Source organism: Niveispirillum sp. KHB5.9 (assembly GCF_048066115.1).
Lineage (GTDB): Bacteria > Pseudomonadota > Alphaproteobacteria > Azospirillales > Azospirillaceae > Niveispirillum.
The window spans coordinates 267,704-286,331 of sequence record NZ_JBLTYX010000006.1 but is presented as its reverse complement, the minus strand read 5'-3'; the positions used below and the strand labels follow the sequence as shown (position 1 = coordinate 286,331).

Sequence of the window (18,628 nt, the reverse complement as noted above, 5' to 3'; positions counted from 1 at the left end):
AAGCCGCAGGCGAGCCCTGACAGAACCGGATTGAAAGCAATGCTGTCAGGGCTCGCCTGCGGCTTGACCTGACCTGCGGGCAGACCACGGCATGAAAACGAAAAGCCCCGGTGGCGAACCACCGGGGCTTTTCGTTTCGACGTCCGAAACAGGGGGTCAACCCTGCTGACGCTTCATCCAGGCTTCCATCCACTTGATGTCGTAATCGCCGTTGATGAAATCCGGCTCGGCGATGATCTTCTGATGCAGCGGGATGGAGGTATCGACACCGGAGATGACGAACTCCTCCAACGCGCGTCGCAGGCGCATCAGGCATTCATTGCGCGTGTTGCCATGGACGATTAGCTTGGCAATCATGCTGTCGTAATAGGGCGGCACGCGATAGCCGTCATAAAGCGCGCTGTCGACGCGCACGCCCAGGCCGCCCGGCGCATGGTACTGCTTGATCTGCCCGGGCGAGGGCATGAAGGTCTCGGGGTGCTCTGCGTTGATGCGGCATTCGATCGAATGGCCGTGGAAGCGCACATCCTGCTGCGTGTAGCCCAGCGGGGCACCCGTGGCCACGCGAATCTGCTCGCGCACCAGATCGACGCCGGTGATCATCTCGGTGATCGTGTGCTCGATCTGCAGACGGGTGTTCATTTCGATGAAATAGAACTGCCCGTTCTCGTACAGGAACTCCATGGTCCCCACGCCGCGATAGCCCAGAAGCTTGGCGGTGCGGGCGGCCAGCGACCCGACCTTCTCCCGCTCTTCCGCGTTCAGCGCAGGCGAGGGGGCCTCTTCCACCACCTTCTGGTGGCGGCGCTGGACGGAGCAGTCGCGTTCGCCGAAATGCACCACATTGCCATGGTGATCACCCAGCAGCTGCACCTCAATATGGCGCGGATTGGCGAGGTACTTTTCCAGGTACACTTCGTCATTGCCAAACGCGGCACGCGCTTCACCACGGGCCAGCGAATAAGCCTCTTTCAGCTCGTCCCGGCTGAAGGCAACCTTCATGCCCTTGCCGCCGCCGCCAGCTGCCGCCTTGATCAGGACCGGATAGCCGATCTGGTCGGCCACGCTGGCCGCCGTTTCGAAACTGTCCACAGGGCCGTCGGAACCGGGCACGCAGGGCAGGCCGCGCGCGATCACCGTCTTCTTGGCGGTGACCTTGTCGCCCATGATGCGGATATGGTCCGGCGTCGGGCCAATCCAGGCAAAGCCATGCTCGATCACCATATCGGCGAACTGCGCGTTCTCCGCCATGAAGCCGATGCCGGGATGGATGGCGTCGGCACCGGTGATGGTGGCCGCCGACAGGATCGCCGGGATGTTGAGATAGCTGTCCTTGGCCGCCGGCGGGCCGATGCACACGCTCTCATCGGCGAGGCGCACATGCATGGCGTCGGCATCGGCCGTGGAATGCACGGCCACCGTCTTGATGCCCATCTCGCGGCAGGCGCGGTGGATGCGCAGCGCGATTTCGCCGCGGTTGGCGATCAAGACCTTTTCGAACAGGCCGTCCTGGGGGTTCGCCGTCATGGCCCGGTCACTCAATGATCAGCAGGGGCTGGCCGAATTCGACCGGCTGGCTGTTGGACACCAGGATCTCCGTCACGGTACCGCCCTTGGCGGCCTTGATCGGGTTCATGACCTTCATGGCCTCGATGATCAGGATGGTCTGACCGGCCTTGACCGTATCGCCGGCCTTGACGAAGGGCGGGGCGCTGGGCTCCGACGCCAGATAGGCGGTGCCGACCATGGGCGACTTCACGGCACCGGGATGCTGGGCCGGGGGAACGGCCGCGGCGGCCGGGGCGGCGGCCACGGGGGCTGCTGCGACCGGGGCCGGCGCATAGGCGGCCGGGGCATAGCCGATCGGGGCCGGCGGCGCGGCGCGGCTGAGCCGGATGCGGCGTTCGCCTTCCGAATATTCCATTTCCGTCAGGCCCGACTCCTCCAGGAGTTTGGCCATGGTGCGCACGAACTCGGCATCCAGATCGAAGCTCGACATGGTATTTTCAACCTTTGAAAGGGAACCCGGGTATCAGGACTGGGCCTTGGCGCGGACCAGGCGGTCAGCCGCCTGCAGCGCCAAAACATAGCCATGGGAACCCAGGCCACAAATGACCCCCCGCGCGGCCATCGAGACATACGAATGATGTCTGAACGGTTCACGACGGAAGATGTTGCTCAGATGCACCTCGATAACCGGCAGGTCAACCGCCGTCAACGCGTCCAGGATGGCCACGGAGGTGTGGGTATAGGCTCCGGCGTTCAACAGGATGGCGGAACGGGTGCCCCGCGCCTCCTGGATCCAGGTGACCAGCTCGCCCTCATGGTTGGACTGGCGGAAATCGATCGCCAGCCCCAGCCGCTCCCCCTCGGCCCGGCACAATGCTTCCACATCGGCCAGGGTTTCCGCCCCATAGATATGGGGCTCACGGGTGCCGAGCATGTTCAGGTTCGGCCCGTTGAGGATGAGGATCGAAGGCTGCGGGGCCAAGTCGGCCGTCCCTGGTTGTGATCGCCAAAAGCCGGGGGGTTATAACATGGCCAGCCACAGGGGCAATGGCCATCGACATGACGTAGGGGAAGGTGATCAACCACCCCCCTGTATGATGGGGTCTCCCTTCGCCTCTTTAAAGGCGCTGGCGATGATCGGCTGGCGCCAATATTGGTCGAACAGGGAGGACCGCCAGGGATCGCCGCCGCTGAACATCTGCGCCTGCGCTGAAAGTTCGACCTGTTTTTGAACATCGTCCAAGGACAGGCCGGCCGCGACCAGCGGCGCCACCCTGGCCCGCACCTCCGCGATCAGGGCGGACAGGCGGTCGATATAGGTGCTGTCGCGCATGACCGGGCCGTGGCCCGGCACCATCGCCTTGAAATCAAAGCTTTTCAGCCGTTGCAGCGTGGTTTCCCATTCCCTGGGATAGCCGCCATAACCATAGGGGATGGGGGCGACCAGGATGTCGCCGGTCAGCAGGATATGCTGCTTGGGCAGCCAGGCGACGGCATCGCCATCGGTATTGGCCTGGCCCAGGAAGCGCAGTTCCACCGGCCGGTCGGGATCGTCCAGCAGCAGGCGTTCATCGAACCCCTCTTCGGGGACCAGCAGGGCGCCGCCCTGCAGTTCGTGCCCATAATGTTCCAGCTCCCGCGCGGCCCGCTCATTGCCAGTGAGCAACGGCTCCGGCAGGTCTGGCTGGGCGGCGCGTGTGCGCATGCGGGCCACCGCCCCCTCGATATTGCGACGAATCGCATCGTCGGAAGCGGTATCCCCACTGGGCATGAAACGCGCCACGCGCGGATCGGTCAGGGTGCGGCGGGTGGCGTTGGTGGCGATCAGGCGCACCTTGGGCCAGCGTTCCCTGATGGCGCGCAGCCCGTTGACATGATCGCCATGCCAATGGCTGACCACCACGGCCTTCACCGGCTTGGACGACAGCCCGGCCAGCATGTCCAGGATGCGCCGTGCCCCGGCCGGCGTGCCGCCACTGTCGAACAGCACGAAGCCGTCGGCCTGTTCCACGGCGGTGACATTGCCATAGGGCTGGACATGGAACGGTTCGGGGGAGGCGAACAGCCAGACGCCGGGCGCAAGCCGCGTGCCCTCATAAAGATAGCCGTCGGCCGGCGTGACATTGGCACCGGGCGGATAGGGAAGCGAAGCCAAATGGCTGCCACCGCAGCCGGTCAGGGGAAGCAGCAGGACCAACGCGCATAGGGCCTTGTTCCGCATGCTTCCCCCTTAATGTTGACCGGTATCAGCCGCTCTTCTTGGTGTTCACGGCGCGGGTGGCGTTGAACAGGGCAATGAACTGGTCGGTCTCGATCGCACCGGGCACCACCGTGTCGCCGATGACGAAGCCCGGCGTGCCGCGGATGTTCAGCTTGCGGGCCAGTTCCATGTTGGCCTTGATCTCCGCCTCGATGGCGGGATCGCCCATATCCTGTTCCAGCTTTTTCAGGTCCAGCCCCACTTCCTTGGCGGTGGCGCGGATGGCGTCGCTGTCCAGGCGGCCCTCATGCGTCATCAGGGCGGTGTGGAACGCCTCGTACTTGCCCTGTTTGTTGGCTGCCAGCGCGGCCTTGGCGGCTTCCTTGGAGGACGGGGCCAGGATGGGGAATTCCTTGTAGACGATGCGGACCTTGCCATCGCCCTTCACGGCCGCACTGCGCTCCGGATGGGTGCGCTTGCAATAGCCGCAATTGTAATCGAAGAACTCCACCAGGGTGACATCGCCCTTGGGATTGCCGCCCACGGGGGACATCGCACTCTGTTCAAGGGCCGTCCGATTCGACTTCAGCGCCTCGGTCACGGCCTTGTCGCCCTCGGCCTGCTGCTTCTTTTCCAGGGCCTCCATGGCTTCCAGCAGGATCTCGGGATTGGCCAGCAGATAGTCGCGGACGATCTGCTCCACCGCCGCCTTGTCCAGCGGCTTGTCGGCGGCGGAAACCGGCAGGGCGGGGAGGGTGGCGGAAAGTGCCAAGCCCGTGCACAACGCCCGGAACCGGCTGGAAACAGGAAGGGGAAGGGACATCGATCTCACATCCATTGAATGGTTGCCCGCACCATGGACCGGCCACATTCCGCGTGCAACCGCCACGCGGGATGAATTCCCGGTTTTCAAGAGGCTTGCCTACAGGCACGAGCTATGCCGTGATACGTAAGTGTGCATTGGTTCCACCAATGGCAATGTGCCAACTTGATCTTGAATAAAAGCCCGGCAAGGCAGGATGTACGGGGCAAGGCTTCAAGGGGAGCGGTGACGGTCTGATGGTCGCAGGCGACGACGATTTCCTCTTCAAGGAGGAGGGGCCGGAACTGCCGGCCACCGGCGACGTGACCGCACCCCGGCGGCCGTGGCTGATCCTGATCGTCGATGACGATCCGGAGGTGCATGCCATGACGCGGCTGGTGATGAAGAAATTCACCTATCGCGACCGGCCGATCCAGTTCCTGTCCGCCTATTCGGCGGAAGAAGCGCTGGGCATCCTGCGCAACGATCCCGGCATCGCCATGATCCTGCTGGACGTGGTGATGGAGACGGACGATGCCGGCCTGCGCCTGGTGCCGCGCATCCGTGACGAGCTGGGCAATACCCAGGTCCGCATCATCCTGCGCACCGGCCAGCCCGGGCAGGCGCCGGAGGATGACGTCATCCACGGCTATGACATCAATGATTACAAGGCCAAGACGGAACTGACGGCCCAGAAGCTGGGCACGGCCACGGTGGCGGCCCTGCGGTCATACGAGCATATCACCGAGCTGATGCGGTCCCGCCAGGGCATGGAACGCATCATCGATGCCGCCGGCAGCCTGTTCGCGCTGCGCGCCATCGACCGGTTTGCCGAAGCTGTGCTGCGCGAGCTGGCGCATGTGCTGAATACCGAACCGAACGGGCTGGTCTGCGTGCCGCGCGGCAATGCCCGCACCGATGCCCAGATCCTGGCCGCATCCGGCCGGCATAGCGACAGCGTCGGCCTGCCGCTGGGCCACAGCGTGGAACCCGATCTAGCCGCCAAGATCATGGAGGTGCTGCGCTCACGCCAGCACCGGTTCGATGACCAGGACGCCATACTGTGGCTGCGCACCGCCGATGGCCGCGATGCGGCCGCCTGCCTGCATGTCGGCCGGCCGCTGGATGGGCTGGAACGCAAGCTGGCGGAGGTGCTGGGCGCCAAGATCGCCATCGGCTTCGACAATCTGCACCTCTATGAGCAGGTGAAGCGCTCGCACAAGGCGGCGGTCATCGCGCTGGCCGGTCTGGCCGAATACAAGGACCCGGATGGGGGTGGCGACCATGGATTGCGCATCTCCCGTCTGGTGACGGAGATTGCCTTCGCCCTGCGGTCGGAGGAAGGCTGGGACACCGTCATCGATGACGAATTCCTGGACCAGATCACCATGGGGTCCATGCTGTACGATATCGGCATGGTCGGCGTGCCCGACAGCGTCATCCGCAAGGAGCAGCATCTGGACGACGAGGAACGCCACCAGATGGAACTGCATTGCGAGCGTGGGGCCGCCATCCTGGAAAAGGCCTCGCGGCTGGTGGAGGGCAGCAACTACCTGTCCTTCGGTGCCGCCATCGCCCGTGCGCACCAGGAACGTTGGGACGGCAGCGGCTATCCGCACGGGCTGTCAGGTACCGATATCCCGGCGGCGGCGCGCATCGTGGCCGTGGCCGACGTGTTTGACGCGCTGACCCACCGCCGTTCCTGGCGTGAGGCCATGCCGCTTGCTGACGCGTTGAAATCCATCGGGGAAGGGGCGGGAACGCTGTTCGACCCCACCGTGGTGGCGGCCTTCTTCAAGGTGCGGCAGGCGCGGGGGCGGACGCGGTAAGCGCCCGCCCATTCAGATCAATTATATTCCCGCGACACCGGATGGCTTTCCACCATCACCCGGATGTCCTGGGCGCGGATCCATTCCGGGGAGCCGGCGGGCAGCATGCGTTCGGCCCGGTCGGCATGGTACTTGGCCGCGCGGATATCGCCGCGGGCCAGGGCCTCCTCCGCACGCGCGTAGGCCAGCTGCGGCTGCATGTCGGCACGGCTGTAGGCGGATGACAGCAGGCGCCAGGTCAGGGCCGAATTCTGTTCCAGCCGGGCGGCGGCGGTCAGGTTGGTGATAGCCTCGTTCAGGAAGCGGTCATTGCCCACCTCCAGCAGCGCGTGGCCCAGCGCGTTGCGCAGTAGGCCGGATTCCGGGTCCAGGCGCACGGACTCCCGATAGGGCAGGACCGCATCGGCGGCCTTGCCATCCTCGAACAGGATTTGCCCTTTCAATTCATGGAAATAGGCGTTGTCCTTTTCCTGATTGATCAGGCCTTCGGTCAATGCCAGCGCCTCGCGCACATTGCCCTTCTGGTACAGCGCGATGGCGCGGGCATAGCGGGCGGGGATGCCGGTGTCGTTTGCCGCATAGCGACGCAGTGCGATGTCGGGCCGCATGAAGCCCATCAGCTTGGCCACCATGCGTTCATGCAGCGCATAAAAATTCTCCGGCAACCTGTTGCCATTGTTCTTGGATTTCGTTTCCACGAAATTCCGGATGGCTTCGATGCGGTTGCGAGTCAGCGGGTGGGTGCGGACATATTCGACCTGCCGGTTTTCCGGCAGCAGTTCCTGACCCGCCAGCCGCTGCATCATCTTCATCAGGCCTTCGGACGACCAGCCCAGCTTTTCCAGATACTGCATCGCCGCCTCGTCGGCCGAACCTTCCTGGCCGCGGGTGAAGGCGAAGAAGGTGCGCATGGCCGCTTCCTGCCCGCCGCCCATTAGCCCCATGCCCACATCGGTGCGCCCGGCGCCGATGGCGGCGGCCATGCCCAGCAGGGTGAAGATGGTGGCGATGGTGGCGGCGTTCGACATGGCGTCGCCGGCCCGCGCCAGATGGCCGCCGGCAATGTGCCCCGTCTCGTGCGCCGTCACGCCCACCAGCTCATCGATGCCGGTATCCATCAGGAAGCCGGTATGGAAGAACATGTTCTGCCCTCCGGCCACGAAGGCGTTCAGGCTGTCATCATTGACCAGGGCGATGGTCACCGATTCCGGCACGACATTGGCCGCCTGCAAGATCGGGGTGGAATAGACCCGTAGGATATGCTCGATTTCGGTGTCGCGAATGAAGCTGATCGAACGCTGGGCCATGGCGGGTTCGGTCGCCCAGGTCACCGACATCAACAACGCCACGGCCGCACTGGCAATCCGCTTTGGAACCGCAAACATGTCTCTATCCATCGGCAAGGCCCCTCACGCCGACACTAGCCACGAAAAACATGGCGAGGGAAGGGCGAGTTTGAAGGCGCTGGCGGGCGACGCGCATTGGGCACCGGCCAAGCGCGGCAGCGTGGCCCCCTTCATCGTGATGGAGGTGATGCGCGCCGCCAATGAGCGCGCGGCGGCCGGCGGCGACGTGCTGCATCTGGAGATCGGACAGCCGGGGACACCGGCACCCAGGGGCGTGATCGCGGCGGCGCATGCGGCCCTGGACTGCGACCGCGTCGCCTATACCGACGCGTTCGGCATTGCGCCGCTGCGTGAGGCCATCGCCAAATGGTATCGCGACCGCCATGGCGTGTCGGTGCCGGCGGAACGCATCGCCGTGACCACCGGGTCATCGGCGGGATTCCTGTTGGGCTTCCTGGCGGCGTTCGAGCCGGGTGACCGGGTGGCATTGGCCGCCCCCGGCTATCCCGCCTATCGCAACATCCTGCGCGCCCTGGATTTGGAACCGGTGGAAATCCTGACCGGGCCGGAAACGCGATTCCAGCCGACGCCGGCACTGCTGGCGGCCCTGGACAAGCCGGTGAAGGGCCTGATCGTGGCCAGCCCGTCCAACCCGGCCGGTACCATGCTGTCGCCCGCCGCACTGCGTGATCTGGCGCTGTGGTGCGAGACGAATGGCGTTCGCCTGGTATCGGACGAGATTTATCACGGGATCGAGTTCACCGAGGTGAAAGGCCAGACGGCCCTAGCCTTCAGCGACCGCGCCATCATCATCAACAGCTTCAGCAAATATTTCAGCATGACCGGTTGGCGTCTGGGCTGGATGGTGGTGCCGCCGGAGCTGGTGCGATCCACCGAATGCCTGGCGCAAAATCTCTATATCTCCGCCCCCACCCTGTCGCAGCGCGCCGCCATCGCGGCCTTCGACTGTACCGAGGAAGCCGACGGCCATGTCGCCCGCTATCGTCGCAGCCGCGACCTGCTGCTGAACGAGCTGCCGCGCGCCGGGTTCGACAATCTGGCGCCCGCCGACGGTGCCTTCTATGTCTATGCCGATGTCAGCGGCCTGACCGACGACAGCGAAGCCTTCTGCAAACGCATCCTGGCGGAGACGGGCGTGGCCATCACGCCGGGCTTGGATTTCGACACGGTGCGCGGCCGCCGCTATCTGCGCATCAGCTTCGCCGCGGCGGAAGCGGAGGTGGCGGAGGCCGCACGGCGCCTCGTCGCATGGCGGAAGGGCCTCGTCACCTGATCGTGATGGTCCAGGGCTCGTCCCGCCCCTCGATATGCCATTCGGCCAGAAGGTCGCCTTCGTCCTGGCCATTGATGGTCAGGTAGTTGCGCTGAGCCAGCAGACGACGGCCATTCTCGTCCATCACTTCCATGGAGAGCGACAGCCGGTCCCACAATTCCTCCCGCTTGGCCGCACGCAGTTCCATCATCTGCACGCCCACGCCATGGGGCGGGGGATGGACGATGCCGGAACTGACGAGCTGGCGCAGCAGGGTGCCGGGGCCGGAAACGGTGCCATGGGCGGCCAGATGCACCTCACCGGACAGGATGGTGATACGCACGCCGCTGCGCCGGGCGAAATCGGCCAGGATGCGCAGCACGGTGCGCCACTGTTCCAGATGCACGGGGCTGCGCCATTGGTCGCGCAGGTCATCCTCCATGGTCTGGCGGCCGGGCAGCATGTTCAGCAGCCGTTCGGCCAGCCCGAATCCGGGGAAGATCAGCGGCACCGACGACATCAGCAGCAGATGCCGGCAGGTGGCGAACCGTTCCAGCCATTCCGGCATTTCCGACAGGCTGGCCGGTGACAGCACGCTGGTATGTGTGCGCTCGCTGCGCAGGTCGGGCGCCAGGATGCCGATGCCGTTCAGCATCATCCCCTGGCTGAAACCGGGCGGGGCGGATGCCACCAGCGTATCGGCGGGATCATCATCGCCCATGCCCACCTGGAACAGGCGGAAGGCACGGCGGGCGGCGGCATAGATGGCCTGATAGGCAGGGCTGTCCAGCAGTTCCGGCGGGTGCGATCCCCAGCCGTCAATGATGTCATGGTCGTCCCACATGCACATGGATGCCACGCCGGCCTGCAGCGCCGCCGGCTCCGCCTGGTTCCAGGCATGCAGGTATGTGGCGATGTACCAGGCCTCCAGCTGTGCCTCCAGCTCTGGACCCGCTGTCAGGCCCGTGCGCTTCATCATCTTGGCTTCGGACAGTTGGCGCAGGGCGGGGACCCGCTGCCACAGCTCGTCGGCATAGACCTGATCGCCGCCCATCAGCATCAGGTGCAGAGGCTGGGCGCGGTGCCGGCCCAGCAGCCGGGCCCACAGCGCGTTGCGCTTCAGTCCCGCCGCCTCGATCTGCGCCTCATCCTCGCAGCCACCGCAACTGACAAAGGCGATGCGCGGCGGGATGGCGGTGCCGGGCACCGACAGGGTCCAGCGCCGCTCATCATCCTGGAAGCCGTAAACCGCGCGCCCATCCTGCAGCCCGCGCGGCACGGCGAAATCATAGCGCCACATGCGCAGCACCCCGGGCGGACAGGGCACGCCCACCGGCCCCACGGGCGGCAGGTCCTTCCATTCATGCAGAAAACGCGGCGGCACGGCCAGGGTGACCCCATCGACGCGCAGGTCGGGCGGTTCGGCATCGCCAGCCAGCAGGAAGCAGACGGAGACGCGCCAGCGCTGCCCGGAACCGGTGGCACCCTGGGCCCCGCGCGCCCGCGCCAACGGGCCCAGCAGGATCGTGGGCGGCACCACGGCATGGCGCGATCGTTTACGGTTGGCGATGGGTTTGCTCATAAGCCCGGTTGTCGTGGACGCGCACATTTTCTGCCGATGATGCCGGAAGTCGCTTGAACCACCAATCCTCCATCCACGTCAATGCAGCGACGATGCCCGGTCCGGCAGGACGAAGGACCGGCGGGCCTGGTCGCTGTCCAGCAGTTCCGGGCTGTACCAGCGGGACAGGCAGTCACGCCGGCTCAAATCGGGATTGGCTGCATGGAATTCAACCCAGCTGTCCGGCGCGCCGTCTCGTCCCATCCGGTCGGCAACCACAGCCATGAAGGCGGTGGTTACCGTAACATGGTAGCGGTCCGGCTTGCCCACCTGTTCCAGGAACCGACACAGGGCGTGGCGGTAAAGATGTAGTCCCGTTTCCAGCCCATGGTGGCGGATGGTGGCATAGGCCATGCGCAGATGCACCACGTGGCTGAACCGGGCGGGATCAATGCTGCTGCGCAGGAACATGTCCAGTTCCTGCGATGTTATCGGCGTCTGCGTCTGGTCAGTCACGGGTCGCCCCTTCGACAAGGTGATGGCTGTCGGCGGCGGTCAGTTGCACGCCGTAGATGTCCTTCATCTGCGCGATCTTGGCCTGGGTTTGCGGGCTGAACGGCACTTTGCCTTCGAAATTATGCAGGGCCATGCCCTCCAGCAGCTCGCCCAGGCTGAGATCCAGATATTCGGCAAGGCCCTTCAGCACCTTGACGATTCCCTTCTCCAACCGGACGCCTGTTTGAATACGTTCGATCATAACGCCGCTCTTCAGATGTTTCCGGTAATTTGGTACCAATGTACCATTGCGTCAAGCCCCGACTATGCTGATGATCGGGGCATCGGTTTTCCATTGCCAAGTCGATGGCGGCAGGGCCGAATGGAATATCCTTCTGTTATCGTTGCCATTGAAAGCCCGCCTGCCCATGGATGCCCGTTACCGTTCGCGTGAAATCGGCCGCAAGGCTGTCGATGTCGATGCGCTGAAGCGTTCCTTCCTGGAATGGCTGGTTTATTCGGTGGGCAAGGATGCCAAGACGGCGACGCGCCGCGACTGGTTCAATACCGGGGCATTATCCGTGCGCGACCGGGTGGTCGATCGCTGGATGGACACGACGCGCGGCGTCTACACCGCCGATGCCAAGCGCATCTATTACTTCTCCATGGAATTCCTGGTCGGCCGGCTGCTGCACAACAACCTGGACAATCTGGGCCTGACGGAGGCCTGCCGCGAGGCGGTGGACCAGTTGGGCCTGCGGTTGGAAGAGGTGCTGGAGGCGGAACCCGATCCGGCCCTGGGCAATGGCGGGCTGGGCCGTCTGGCTGCCTGCTTCCTGGACAGCATGGCGACCCAGCATCTGCCGGCCTATGGCTATGGCATCCGCTATGAATATGGCTTGTTCGAACAGCGCTTCGACCAGGGCTGGCAGGTCGAATTCCCCGACAATTGGCTGCGCTTCGGCAATCCGTGGGAATTCGCCCGGCCGGAGGTGCTGTACCCGATCCATTTCCACGGAAGGGTGGAGACCTATATCGACGGGGCCGGGGTGGAACGGCGGCGCTGGGTGGATACCGAAACCGTCCATGCCATGGCCTTCGACACGCCCGTCGTCGGTTACGGTGGCGAAACGATCAATACCCTGCGCCTGTGGTCGGCCCGCGCCTTGAGTGATTTCGACTTCACCCGCTTCAATGACGGCGACTATCTGAAGGCGGTGGAAGACAAGGTCCTGTCGGAGAACCTGTCACGCGTGCTCTATCCCAACGACGCGACGGAGGTTGGGCGCGAACTGCGCTTCAAGCAGGAATATTTCTTCACCAGCGCGTCCATCCAGGACATCCTGCGCCGCTATATGCAGCATCACCGGGATTTCGATGCGCTGCCGGAAAAAGCCGCGATCCAGCTGAACGACACCCATCCGGCCATCGGTATCGCCGAACTGATGCGCATCCTGATCGATATGCATGGCCTGGACTGGGACAAGGCCTGGGACATTACCCGCCGCACCTTCAGCTATACCAACCACACGCTGCTGCCCGAGGCGCTGGAAAGCTGGCCGGTGGCGATGATGGAGCGCGTGCTGCCCCGGCACATGCAGATCATCTACGACATCAATGCCCGGTTCCTGCAGAGCGTCTGGGATCGTTCCGATATGGATATGATCCGCCGCCTGTCCCTGATCGATGAGGTGGGGGGACGGCGCGTGCGCATGGGCGGGCTGGCCTTCCTGGGCAGCCACAAGGTCAATGGCGTGTCGGCCCTGCATACTGACCTGATGAAACAGACGGTGTTCGCCGATTATCACCGCATTTTCCCCGACCGCATCACCAACAAGACCAACGGCATCACCCCACGCCGCTGGCTGCATCAGGCCAACCCGGCGCTGTCGCGCCTGATCAGCAGCCGTATCGGCGATGGCTGGATCACCGATCTGGAACAACTGGCCGCCCTGCGGGACCGTGTGGGGGACCCGGTCTTCGCCGAGGAGTTCCGCCGCGCCAAGCGCCAGAACAAGAAGCGTCTGGCCGCCACTATCGCCCGCACCCTGCGCATCGACGTCGATGTCGACAGCCTGTTCGACGTGCAGGTGAAGCGCATCCATGAATATAAGCGCCAGTTGCTGAACCTGTTGCAGACCGTCGCGCTCTATAACGAGATACGGGACAACCCGACCCGCGATTTCGTGCCCGTCACCAAGATCCTGGCCGGCAAGGCAGCACCCGCCTATCATCAGGCCAAGCTGATCATCAAGCTGGCCAACGACATCGCCCGGGTGGTGAACAATGACCCGGCCGTGCGCAACCGGCTGAAGCTGGTGATGCTGCCCAATTACAATGTCAGCCAGGCGGAGATCATCATGCCCGCCGCCGACCTGTCGGAACAGATTTCAACGGCGGGGATGGAGGCGTCCGGCACCGGCAACATGAAGCTGGCCCTGAACGGTGCCCTGACCATCGGCACTCTGGATGGGGCCAATGTCGAAATGCGCGACCATGTCGGCGCCGACAATATCTTTATCTTCGGCCTGAACGCGGCGGAGGTGCAGGATCTGCGCGACGCGGGCGGTTTCGATCCGCGCCAGGTGGTGGGGGCCAACCCGCACCTGAAGCGGGCCCTGGACATGATCGGCGGCGGGACCTTCAGCCTCGACGATCCCGGCCGCTTCCGCCCCATCGTCGATGCGCTGCTGCATGGCGACCATTTCCTGGTCACCGCCGATTTCGAGGATTACCGCAACACCCACGCCGCCGCTGTTTCGCTCTATCGCGACCGCGACGAATGGACGGCCAAGGCCATCCTGAACACCGCCGGCATGGGCTGGTTCTCGTCCGACCGCACCATCCTGGAGTATGCGCGCGAAATCTGGGGCGTGGCGCCGGTGCCGCCGCTGACGGGGGAGGGGGATTGATAATCTTTTCGTGCTCCCTCAATCGCCGGGCGCCCACATCCGTGGGCTTGGCTCACGGCGCATGTGCGCCGGGCCGGCAGTCGCCGGCCAGCGGCATGAATGTCGCTGGTCTTGGGCTGACTATCAGTTCCGCCGCTTCAACCGGCTGCCCAGTTCCGGCTTGTCGTTCTCGTACTGGTATCGGAAGGACTGGTTGAAGGTCACCAGTTGGCCCGGCGACCCGACAGGTGCCGTGGGCTGGTAGCGCCATTTGCCGACGGCCTTCACGGCCAGTTCGGCATATTGCGGATTTCCCGAGCGATCCAGGATCCTGATTTCCGAAACCCGGCCGTCGGCGGTGGAGACCTTGTATTCCACCGTGGCCGATCCGGACAGGGCCAGCCGGTCGCCGCCCGGCATGTCCGGCGCCTCCCGGAACAGCGGGGCGGTTTCGCCGGCCGGCAGCGGCAGGCCGCGCGTGGCTTCCACCATCCGGTCCAATGCCGCCTCGTCCCCACGCTTGAAGGCGATATAGGCCAGCATGCCATAGGTGGGGCGCAGGATATTGCCCACGGCCGGATTGTCACGCACCGTCTCGCCCCGTTCGGCGATGGACTGGAACAGGGCCCGGGCCTCGTCCTTGCGCTCATCCTCCAGGGTCAGCAGGGCGTGTTCGTATTCCACCATCAGGCGCGTGGCATTGTTGGGCGGCAGGCCGGCGATGACGGCGGTGGCGCGGTCCAGGTATTTGCGGGTGACCGTGATGTCCTGCACCTGCTTCAATTGCCGGGCCTGGTTGATCAGGGCCAGCAGGTGGCCCACCGAATCCTCGCCATGGTTCCTGGCGTAAAGGCTGATCACGCGATCGCGCGCGTCCTGCGCGGCCTGGAAATCGCCAACCCGGTCATAGGAAAGCGCCAATTGTTCCGACAGGGCGATCAGCGTCGGGTCCTCGTCGGGTACATGCCGCTTGAGCGCCATGATGGCCTTGCGCACGGTGGCCGGTGTCTCCCGCACCTCTTCGGTCTGCAGGAAGATGTCCAGCGCGTTCAGCAGCAGCCTTTCATGGCTTGCGGCCTTGTAGGTGGGCGACTGCTCATAAAGCTCCGCCGCCTGCCAAGCCAGATCGAAGGCCTGCTTCAGCTTGCCCTCGTTCATCAGGGCGACGGACGCCTTGTTCGCCTCCTGCCAAGTCATGGCCATGGCCGGCTGGGCCGTGAACAGCAAAAGACAGGTGGCAATGGCTGGAACGCGCATAAAAAAACCCCTTGAGCGATACCCCGCTTTTCAGGATATCGCTCAGGGGGTGCATGTGCAATCACATCACCACCACAAGGTGGTTTTTCACGTCATTGGTTCGCCTTAGCTGGCGGCGTTGTTGACGCTCTGGCGCACGGTGACCAATGCGCCAGAAGCCCCTTCACCGGCCGTCGGCTGAAACCGCCAGTTCAGGACGGACTTGCTCATGATCGCGATATATCGCGGGTCGCCTGAGCTTTCCACGACCCGCACTTCCTTCACCTTGCCGTCGGCTGTGGAGACGCGCAGTTCCATTGTGGCGGAACCGAAGCTGTCACCCACTTCCGGCACCGACCGGAACAGCGGCTGCGGCCCGCCGACATGCTGGGGCAGGCCGCGTGTGGCCTCCACCATCCGGTCCTCGGTCTGCGGGTCGCCCTGGCGCTGCGCGATGAAGGCCAGCATGCCGAAACTGTCGCGTGCCAAGCTGCGCACGGCGACATTCTCCGATGGCTTGGCTTGTTTCACGATGGATCGGAACTGTGCCGCGGCGGCGCTGTCGCGGCCGGCATCGATGGCGGCCATCGCCTGTTCGAATTCCACCTGCAGGCGGATCGGGTGGTCGGCGGCCAGGCCCTTGGTCAGGCCATCGATACGGTCTAGGTAACGCTGGGCCGTGGCCGGATCACGGGCGGCCTTGGCGGTGCGCACCAGTTCCAGCTGCGCATTGACGCTGCCCACACTGTCGGCACCGAAATTCTTCTCATACAGGCTGGCCACCCGTTCATAGACGATCTTGGCCTTGCCCGCATCGCCATTGACCAGATAGGCCTTGGCCAGCTGTTCGTTCAGCGCGATGGTTTCCGGCGCGCCGGCGGGCACATGCCGGCTGATGGCGGTCAGCGCCTTCTGCATGATATCCGGCGTCTTGGCCGGGTTCTGGGTCTGCAGGAAGATGTCGGCCGCGTTCAGCAGCAGGCGTTCGTGATTGCCGGCCTTGTAATTGGGCGCCTTCTCATACAGTTCCGCCGCCTGCCAGGCCAAGTCGAAGGCCTGTTGCAGCTTGCCTTCCACCATCAAGGCCACAGAAGCCTTGTTGGCTTCCTGCCAAGTGCTTGCCGCCTGTACTGGGCTCGCCAGCAATAGTGCGCAAGCTGCGACGGGGATCAATTTCGTTGCAAACATGCAACCTCCGACGAATGTCAAGTAAAACCTGAATGTAACTTACGCTGCTTCTCCGATTGGCTCAAGCCGCTAAAGTGGCCCCAGTGAAATGTTGCAAGGTGGCCCGACCTGCGCCCGGCGCTGCCCAGCCCTGTGGCGGGGCGGGAGCGATTTCGCTGGTGCGAAGGGCAGGGGGGCGGCATATTCCGGCCCGTACCGAGTGGCTGTGGGGCCCCCGGCGGTTATCCATGCCGCCATCAAGATACGCCCCGAATGATGAAAGTCGGGTCGTGTCGCTGCCCATCACTCCTTGATGGTGCCGCCCTTCGCTTTCCGAACAAATCGAGCCGCTCCAGCGCAACCGTCGGCGTCGGGACGATCCCGCTGTCCGTCACCCTTTGCGCTCTTTCGCGTCCGGACCTTTATAAGGCCGGCGTTGGCGGAGCGTTTGGTTTGTTCCAAGAAAGCACGTTCCTTGACGATCACCTTTTCCGATCTCGCCCTTCCCGCTCCGCTGATGCAGGCCGTTGCCGAGCTGGGCTATGTCAATCCCACCCCCATCCAGGCCCAGGCCATTCCGGCGGCATTGGCCGGTCAGGATGTCGTGGCCTCGGCCAATACCGGCACCGGCAAGACCGCGGCCTTCGTGCTGCCGGCCCTGGCCCGCATCGGCGCGTCCGAGCGTCAGGCCGGCTCCTGGGGTCCGCGCGTCCTAGTGCTGACGCCGACGCGTGAACTGGCAGCCCAGGTCCTGGACCAGGTGCGCCTGCTGTCCAAGTTCGGCCGTATCCAGACCGGTTCGGTGCTGGGCGGCATGCCCTACCGCGCCCAGATCGAGATGCTGCGCCGCCGCGCCGACCTGATCGTCGCCACGCCGGGCCGCCTGATCGACCATCTGGAGAACGGCAAGGTCGATCTCTCCTGTGTCGAGATGCTGGTGCTGGACGAAGCCGACCGCATGCTGGACATGGGCTTCCGCGACGCAGTGGAACAGATTTCCGGCGCCTGCCCGCCCGACCGCCAGACGCTGCTGTTCACCGCCACGCTGGACCGCACGGCGGAAAAGCTGGCCGCCAGCCTGACCAAGAACCCCGTCCGCGTCGACGTGGCCGGCAAGGCCGTGACCAATACCTCGATCGAGCAGAACTGGCTGCGCGCCGACGGGCTGGATCACAAGCACAAGCTGCTGATGCGCCTGCTGGAAGATGAGAATTTCGGCAAGGGCATCGTCTTCATGGCGACCAAGGCCGATTGCGACCGGATGGCCGATCAGCTGTCCGAGCAGGGCCAGCGCGCCATGCCGCTGCATGGCGACATGCAGCAGCGCGAGCGTAACCGCGTGGTGCAGTGGCTGCGCGACGGCCGCATCAATGTGCTGGTCGCCACCGACGTCGCCGCCCGCGGCATCGATATTTCCGACCTGTCGCACGTGATCAATTTCGACCTGCCGCGCGTGGCCGAGGATTATGTGCACCGCATCGGCCGTACCGGCCGCGCCGGTGCCACCGGCGTGTCCTACAGCCTGTTCACCCGCCAGGACCGCAATCTGGTCCGCGCGATCGAGCAGTATACGGGCCAGCCGCATGTCCAGACGACCCTTCCGGGTCTGGAGCCGATGCCGGAGCAGGAGCGCAGCAAGTTCCGTCCGGCCGGCGGCAAGCCGTACGGTGCGCGCAGCAACTATGCCGGCAAGCCCTATGGCAACAACAAGGGCGGTTATGGTGGCCAGCGCCGTGACGGTGGTGGTTATCAGGGCGGCGGCTATCAGGGTGGTGGCGAGCGTCGCGAGGGCGGCTTCCAGGCCGACCGCCGCGAAGGCGGTTACCAGGGTGAGCGTCGTGACGGCGGCGGCTATCAGGGCGAACGCTCCCAGAGCGAGCGCCTGGGCGGCTGGCAGGGCGGCGAGCGCCAGGAGCGCCGCGACTTCCAGGGCGAGGGCCAGAACCACAACCAGGGTGGCAACCAGGGCGGCGATCGTCCGCAGCGCGCCTGGGCCCCGGATGCCGGCTCCATGGGTGGCGAGGGCCGTGGTCCGCACCCGCACAAGGCCAACCCGTACAAGCCGCATGCCGGCAAGGGTCGTCCGCACGGCCATGGCGGTGAAGGCCGCGCCGACTTCCGCGGTGATGCCGGCAACCAGGGCGGCGAAGGCCGCCGCGAGTTCCGTGGCGAGCGTCGCAGCGAAGGCCGGGCCGAGGGTGGCAACGCCGCCCCGACGCGCCGTCCGTTCCGCCAGGGTTGATCGCTGAAAGACAAGCCCCTCTCCCGCCGCTGGGCGGGGGAGGGGCTTTTTCATTTCAAGTTTCAACCGGCTTCCGC

General features: G+C 64.8%; 15 protein-coding genes. 4 read left to right on the top strand and 11 right to left on the bottom strand.

Features of this window, described 5'->3' with window-relative positions; translation table 11 throughout:
* Nucleotides 1-156 precede the first annotated feature (156 nt).
* From accC to ACM9HJ_RS13430, 5 genes are all read right to left on the bottom strand, one after another.
* Nucleotides 157-1,503, bottom strand: coding sequence for an acetyl-CoA carboxylase biotin carboxylase subunit (gene accC, locus ACM9HJ_RS13450; RefSeq protein ID WP_416572250.1), 1,347 nt, complete (start codon nucleotides 1,501-1,503; stop codon nucleotides 157-159).
* A gap of 31 nt (nucleotides 1,504-1,534) precedes the next feature.
* Entirely contained in the window at nucleotides 1,535-1,999 is a 465-nt protein-coding gene (gene accB / locus ACM9HJ_RS13445) for an acetyl-CoA carboxylase biotin carboxyl carrier protein (RefSeq protein ID WP_416572244.1), read from the bottom strand.
* A gap of 33 nt (nucleotides 2,000-2,032) precedes the next feature.
* Entirely contained in the window at nucleotides 2,033-2,491 is a 459-nt protein-coding gene (gene aroQ, locus ACM9HJ_RS13440) for a type II 3-dehydroquinate dehydratase (protein WP_416572243.1), read from the bottom strand.
* A 96-nt stretch (nucleotides 2,492-2,587) separates the two neighbouring features.
* A complete protein-coding gene (locus ACM9HJ_RS13435) occupies nucleotides 2,588-3,730 on the bottom strand; it encodes an MBL fold metallo-hydrolase (RefSeq protein ID WP_416572242.1) in 1,143 nt (380 codons plus the stop codon).
* Nucleotides 3,731-3,755: 25 nt separating this feature from the next.
* Entirely contained in the window at nucleotides 3,756-4,532 is a 777-nt protein-coding gene (locus ACM9HJ_RS13430; protein ID WP_416572241.1) for a DsbA family protein, read from the bottom strand.
* A 236-nt stretch (nucleotides 4,533-4,768) separates the two neighbouring features.
* On the opposite strand from ACM9HJ_RS13430, the gene ACM9HJ_RS13425 reads away from it, so the two are divergent.
* The gene (locus ACM9HJ_RS13425) at nucleotides 4,769-6,340 is read left to right on the top strand and encodes a DUF3369 domain-containing protein (protein ID WP_416572240.1); all 1,572 of its coding nucleotides are present in this window, start codon (nucleotides 4,769-4,771) and stop codon (nucleotides 6,338-6,340) included.
* Nucleotides 6,341-6,357: 17 nt separating this feature from the next.
* Here ACM9HJ_RS13425 and ACM9HJ_RS13420 read toward each other — a convergent pair whose 3' ends face one another.
* Nucleotides 6,358-7,647, bottom strand: coding sequence for a M48 family metalloprotease (locus tag ACM9HJ_RS13420; protein WP_416572239.1), 1,290 nt, complete (start codon nucleotides 7,645-7,647; stop codon nucleotides 6,358-6,360).
* 217 nt (nucleotides 7,648-7,864) lie between these two features.
* Between ACM9HJ_RS13420 and ACM9HJ_RS13415 the strand changes: the two genes are divergently transcribed.
* Nucleotides 7,865-8,980, top strand: a complete 1,116-nt coding sequence (locus ACM9HJ_RS13415) for a pyridoxal phosphate-dependent aminotransferase (protein ID WP_416572249.1) — start codon at nucleotides 7,865-7,867, stop codon at nucleotides 8,978-8,980.
* Here ACM9HJ_RS13415 and ACM9HJ_RS13410 read toward each other — a convergent pair.
* The 3 genes from ACM9HJ_RS13410 to ACM9HJ_RS13400 form a co-directional block, all read right to left on the bottom strand.
* On the bottom strand, nucleotides 8,973-10,541 hold the full coding sequence (locus ACM9HJ_RS13410) for an alkaline phosphatase family protein (RefSeq protein WP_416572238.1): 1,569 nt from the start codon (nucleotides 10,539-10,541) through the stop codon (nucleotides 8,973-8,975). The two genes, ACM9HJ_RS13415 and ACM9HJ_RS13410, sit on opposite strands and share 8 nt — an antisense overlap.
* Nucleotides 10,542-10,619: 78 nt before the next feature.
* A complete protein-coding gene (locus tag ACM9HJ_RS13405; protein ID WP_416572237.1) occupies nucleotides 10,620-11,036 on the bottom strand; it encodes a hypothetical protein in 417 nt (138 codons plus the stop codon).
* Nucleotides 11,029-11,277 (bottom strand): hypothetical protein, encoded by a 249-nt coding sequence (locus ACM9HJ_RS13400; RefSeq protein WP_416572236.1) that lies wholly within the window; start codon nucleotides 11,275-11,277, stop codon nucleotides 11,029-11,031. The genes ACM9HJ_RS13405 and ACM9HJ_RS13400 overlap by 8 nt, the downstream gene beginning before the upstream one ends.
* A gap of 166 nt (nucleotides 11,278-11,443) precedes the next feature.
* On the opposite strand from ACM9HJ_RS13400, the gene ACM9HJ_RS13395 reads away from it, so the two are divergent.
* A complete protein-coding gene (locus ACM9HJ_RS13395; protein WP_416572235.1) occupies nucleotides 11,444-13,927 on the top strand; it encodes a glycogen/starch/alpha-glucan phosphorylase in 2,484 nt (827 codons plus the stop codon).
* 123 nt (nucleotides 13,928-14,050) lie between these two features.
* Here ACM9HJ_RS13395 and ACM9HJ_RS13390 read toward each other — a convergent pair whose 3' ends face one another.
* Both ACM9HJ_RS13390 and ACM9HJ_RS13385 read right to left on the bottom strand, forming a co-directional pair.
* Nucleotides 14,051-15,163: an energy transducer TonB gene (locus ACM9HJ_RS13390; protein ID WP_416572234.1), complete on the bottom strand. Its 1,113-nt coding sequence runs from the start codon at nucleotides 15,161-15,163 to the stop codon at nucleotides 14,051-14,053.
* A gap of 105 nt (nucleotides 15,164-15,268) precedes the next feature.
* On the bottom strand, nucleotides 15,269-16,222 hold the full coding sequence (locus tag ACM9HJ_RS13385; protein ID WP_416572233.1) for a hypothetical protein: 954 nt from the start codon (nucleotides 16,220-16,222) through the stop codon (nucleotides 15,269-15,271).
* Nucleotides 16,223-16,784: 562 nt separating this feature from the next.
* On the opposite strand from ACM9HJ_RS13385, the gene ACM9HJ_RS13380 reads away from it, so the two are divergent.
* On the top strand, nucleotides 16,785-18,551 hold the full coding sequence (locus tag ACM9HJ_RS13380) for a DEAD/DEAH box helicase (protein WP_416572232.1): 1,767 nt from the start codon (nucleotides 16,785-16,787) through the stop codon (nucleotides 18,549-18,551).
* Nucleotides 18,552-18,628 lie beyond the last annotated feature (77 nt).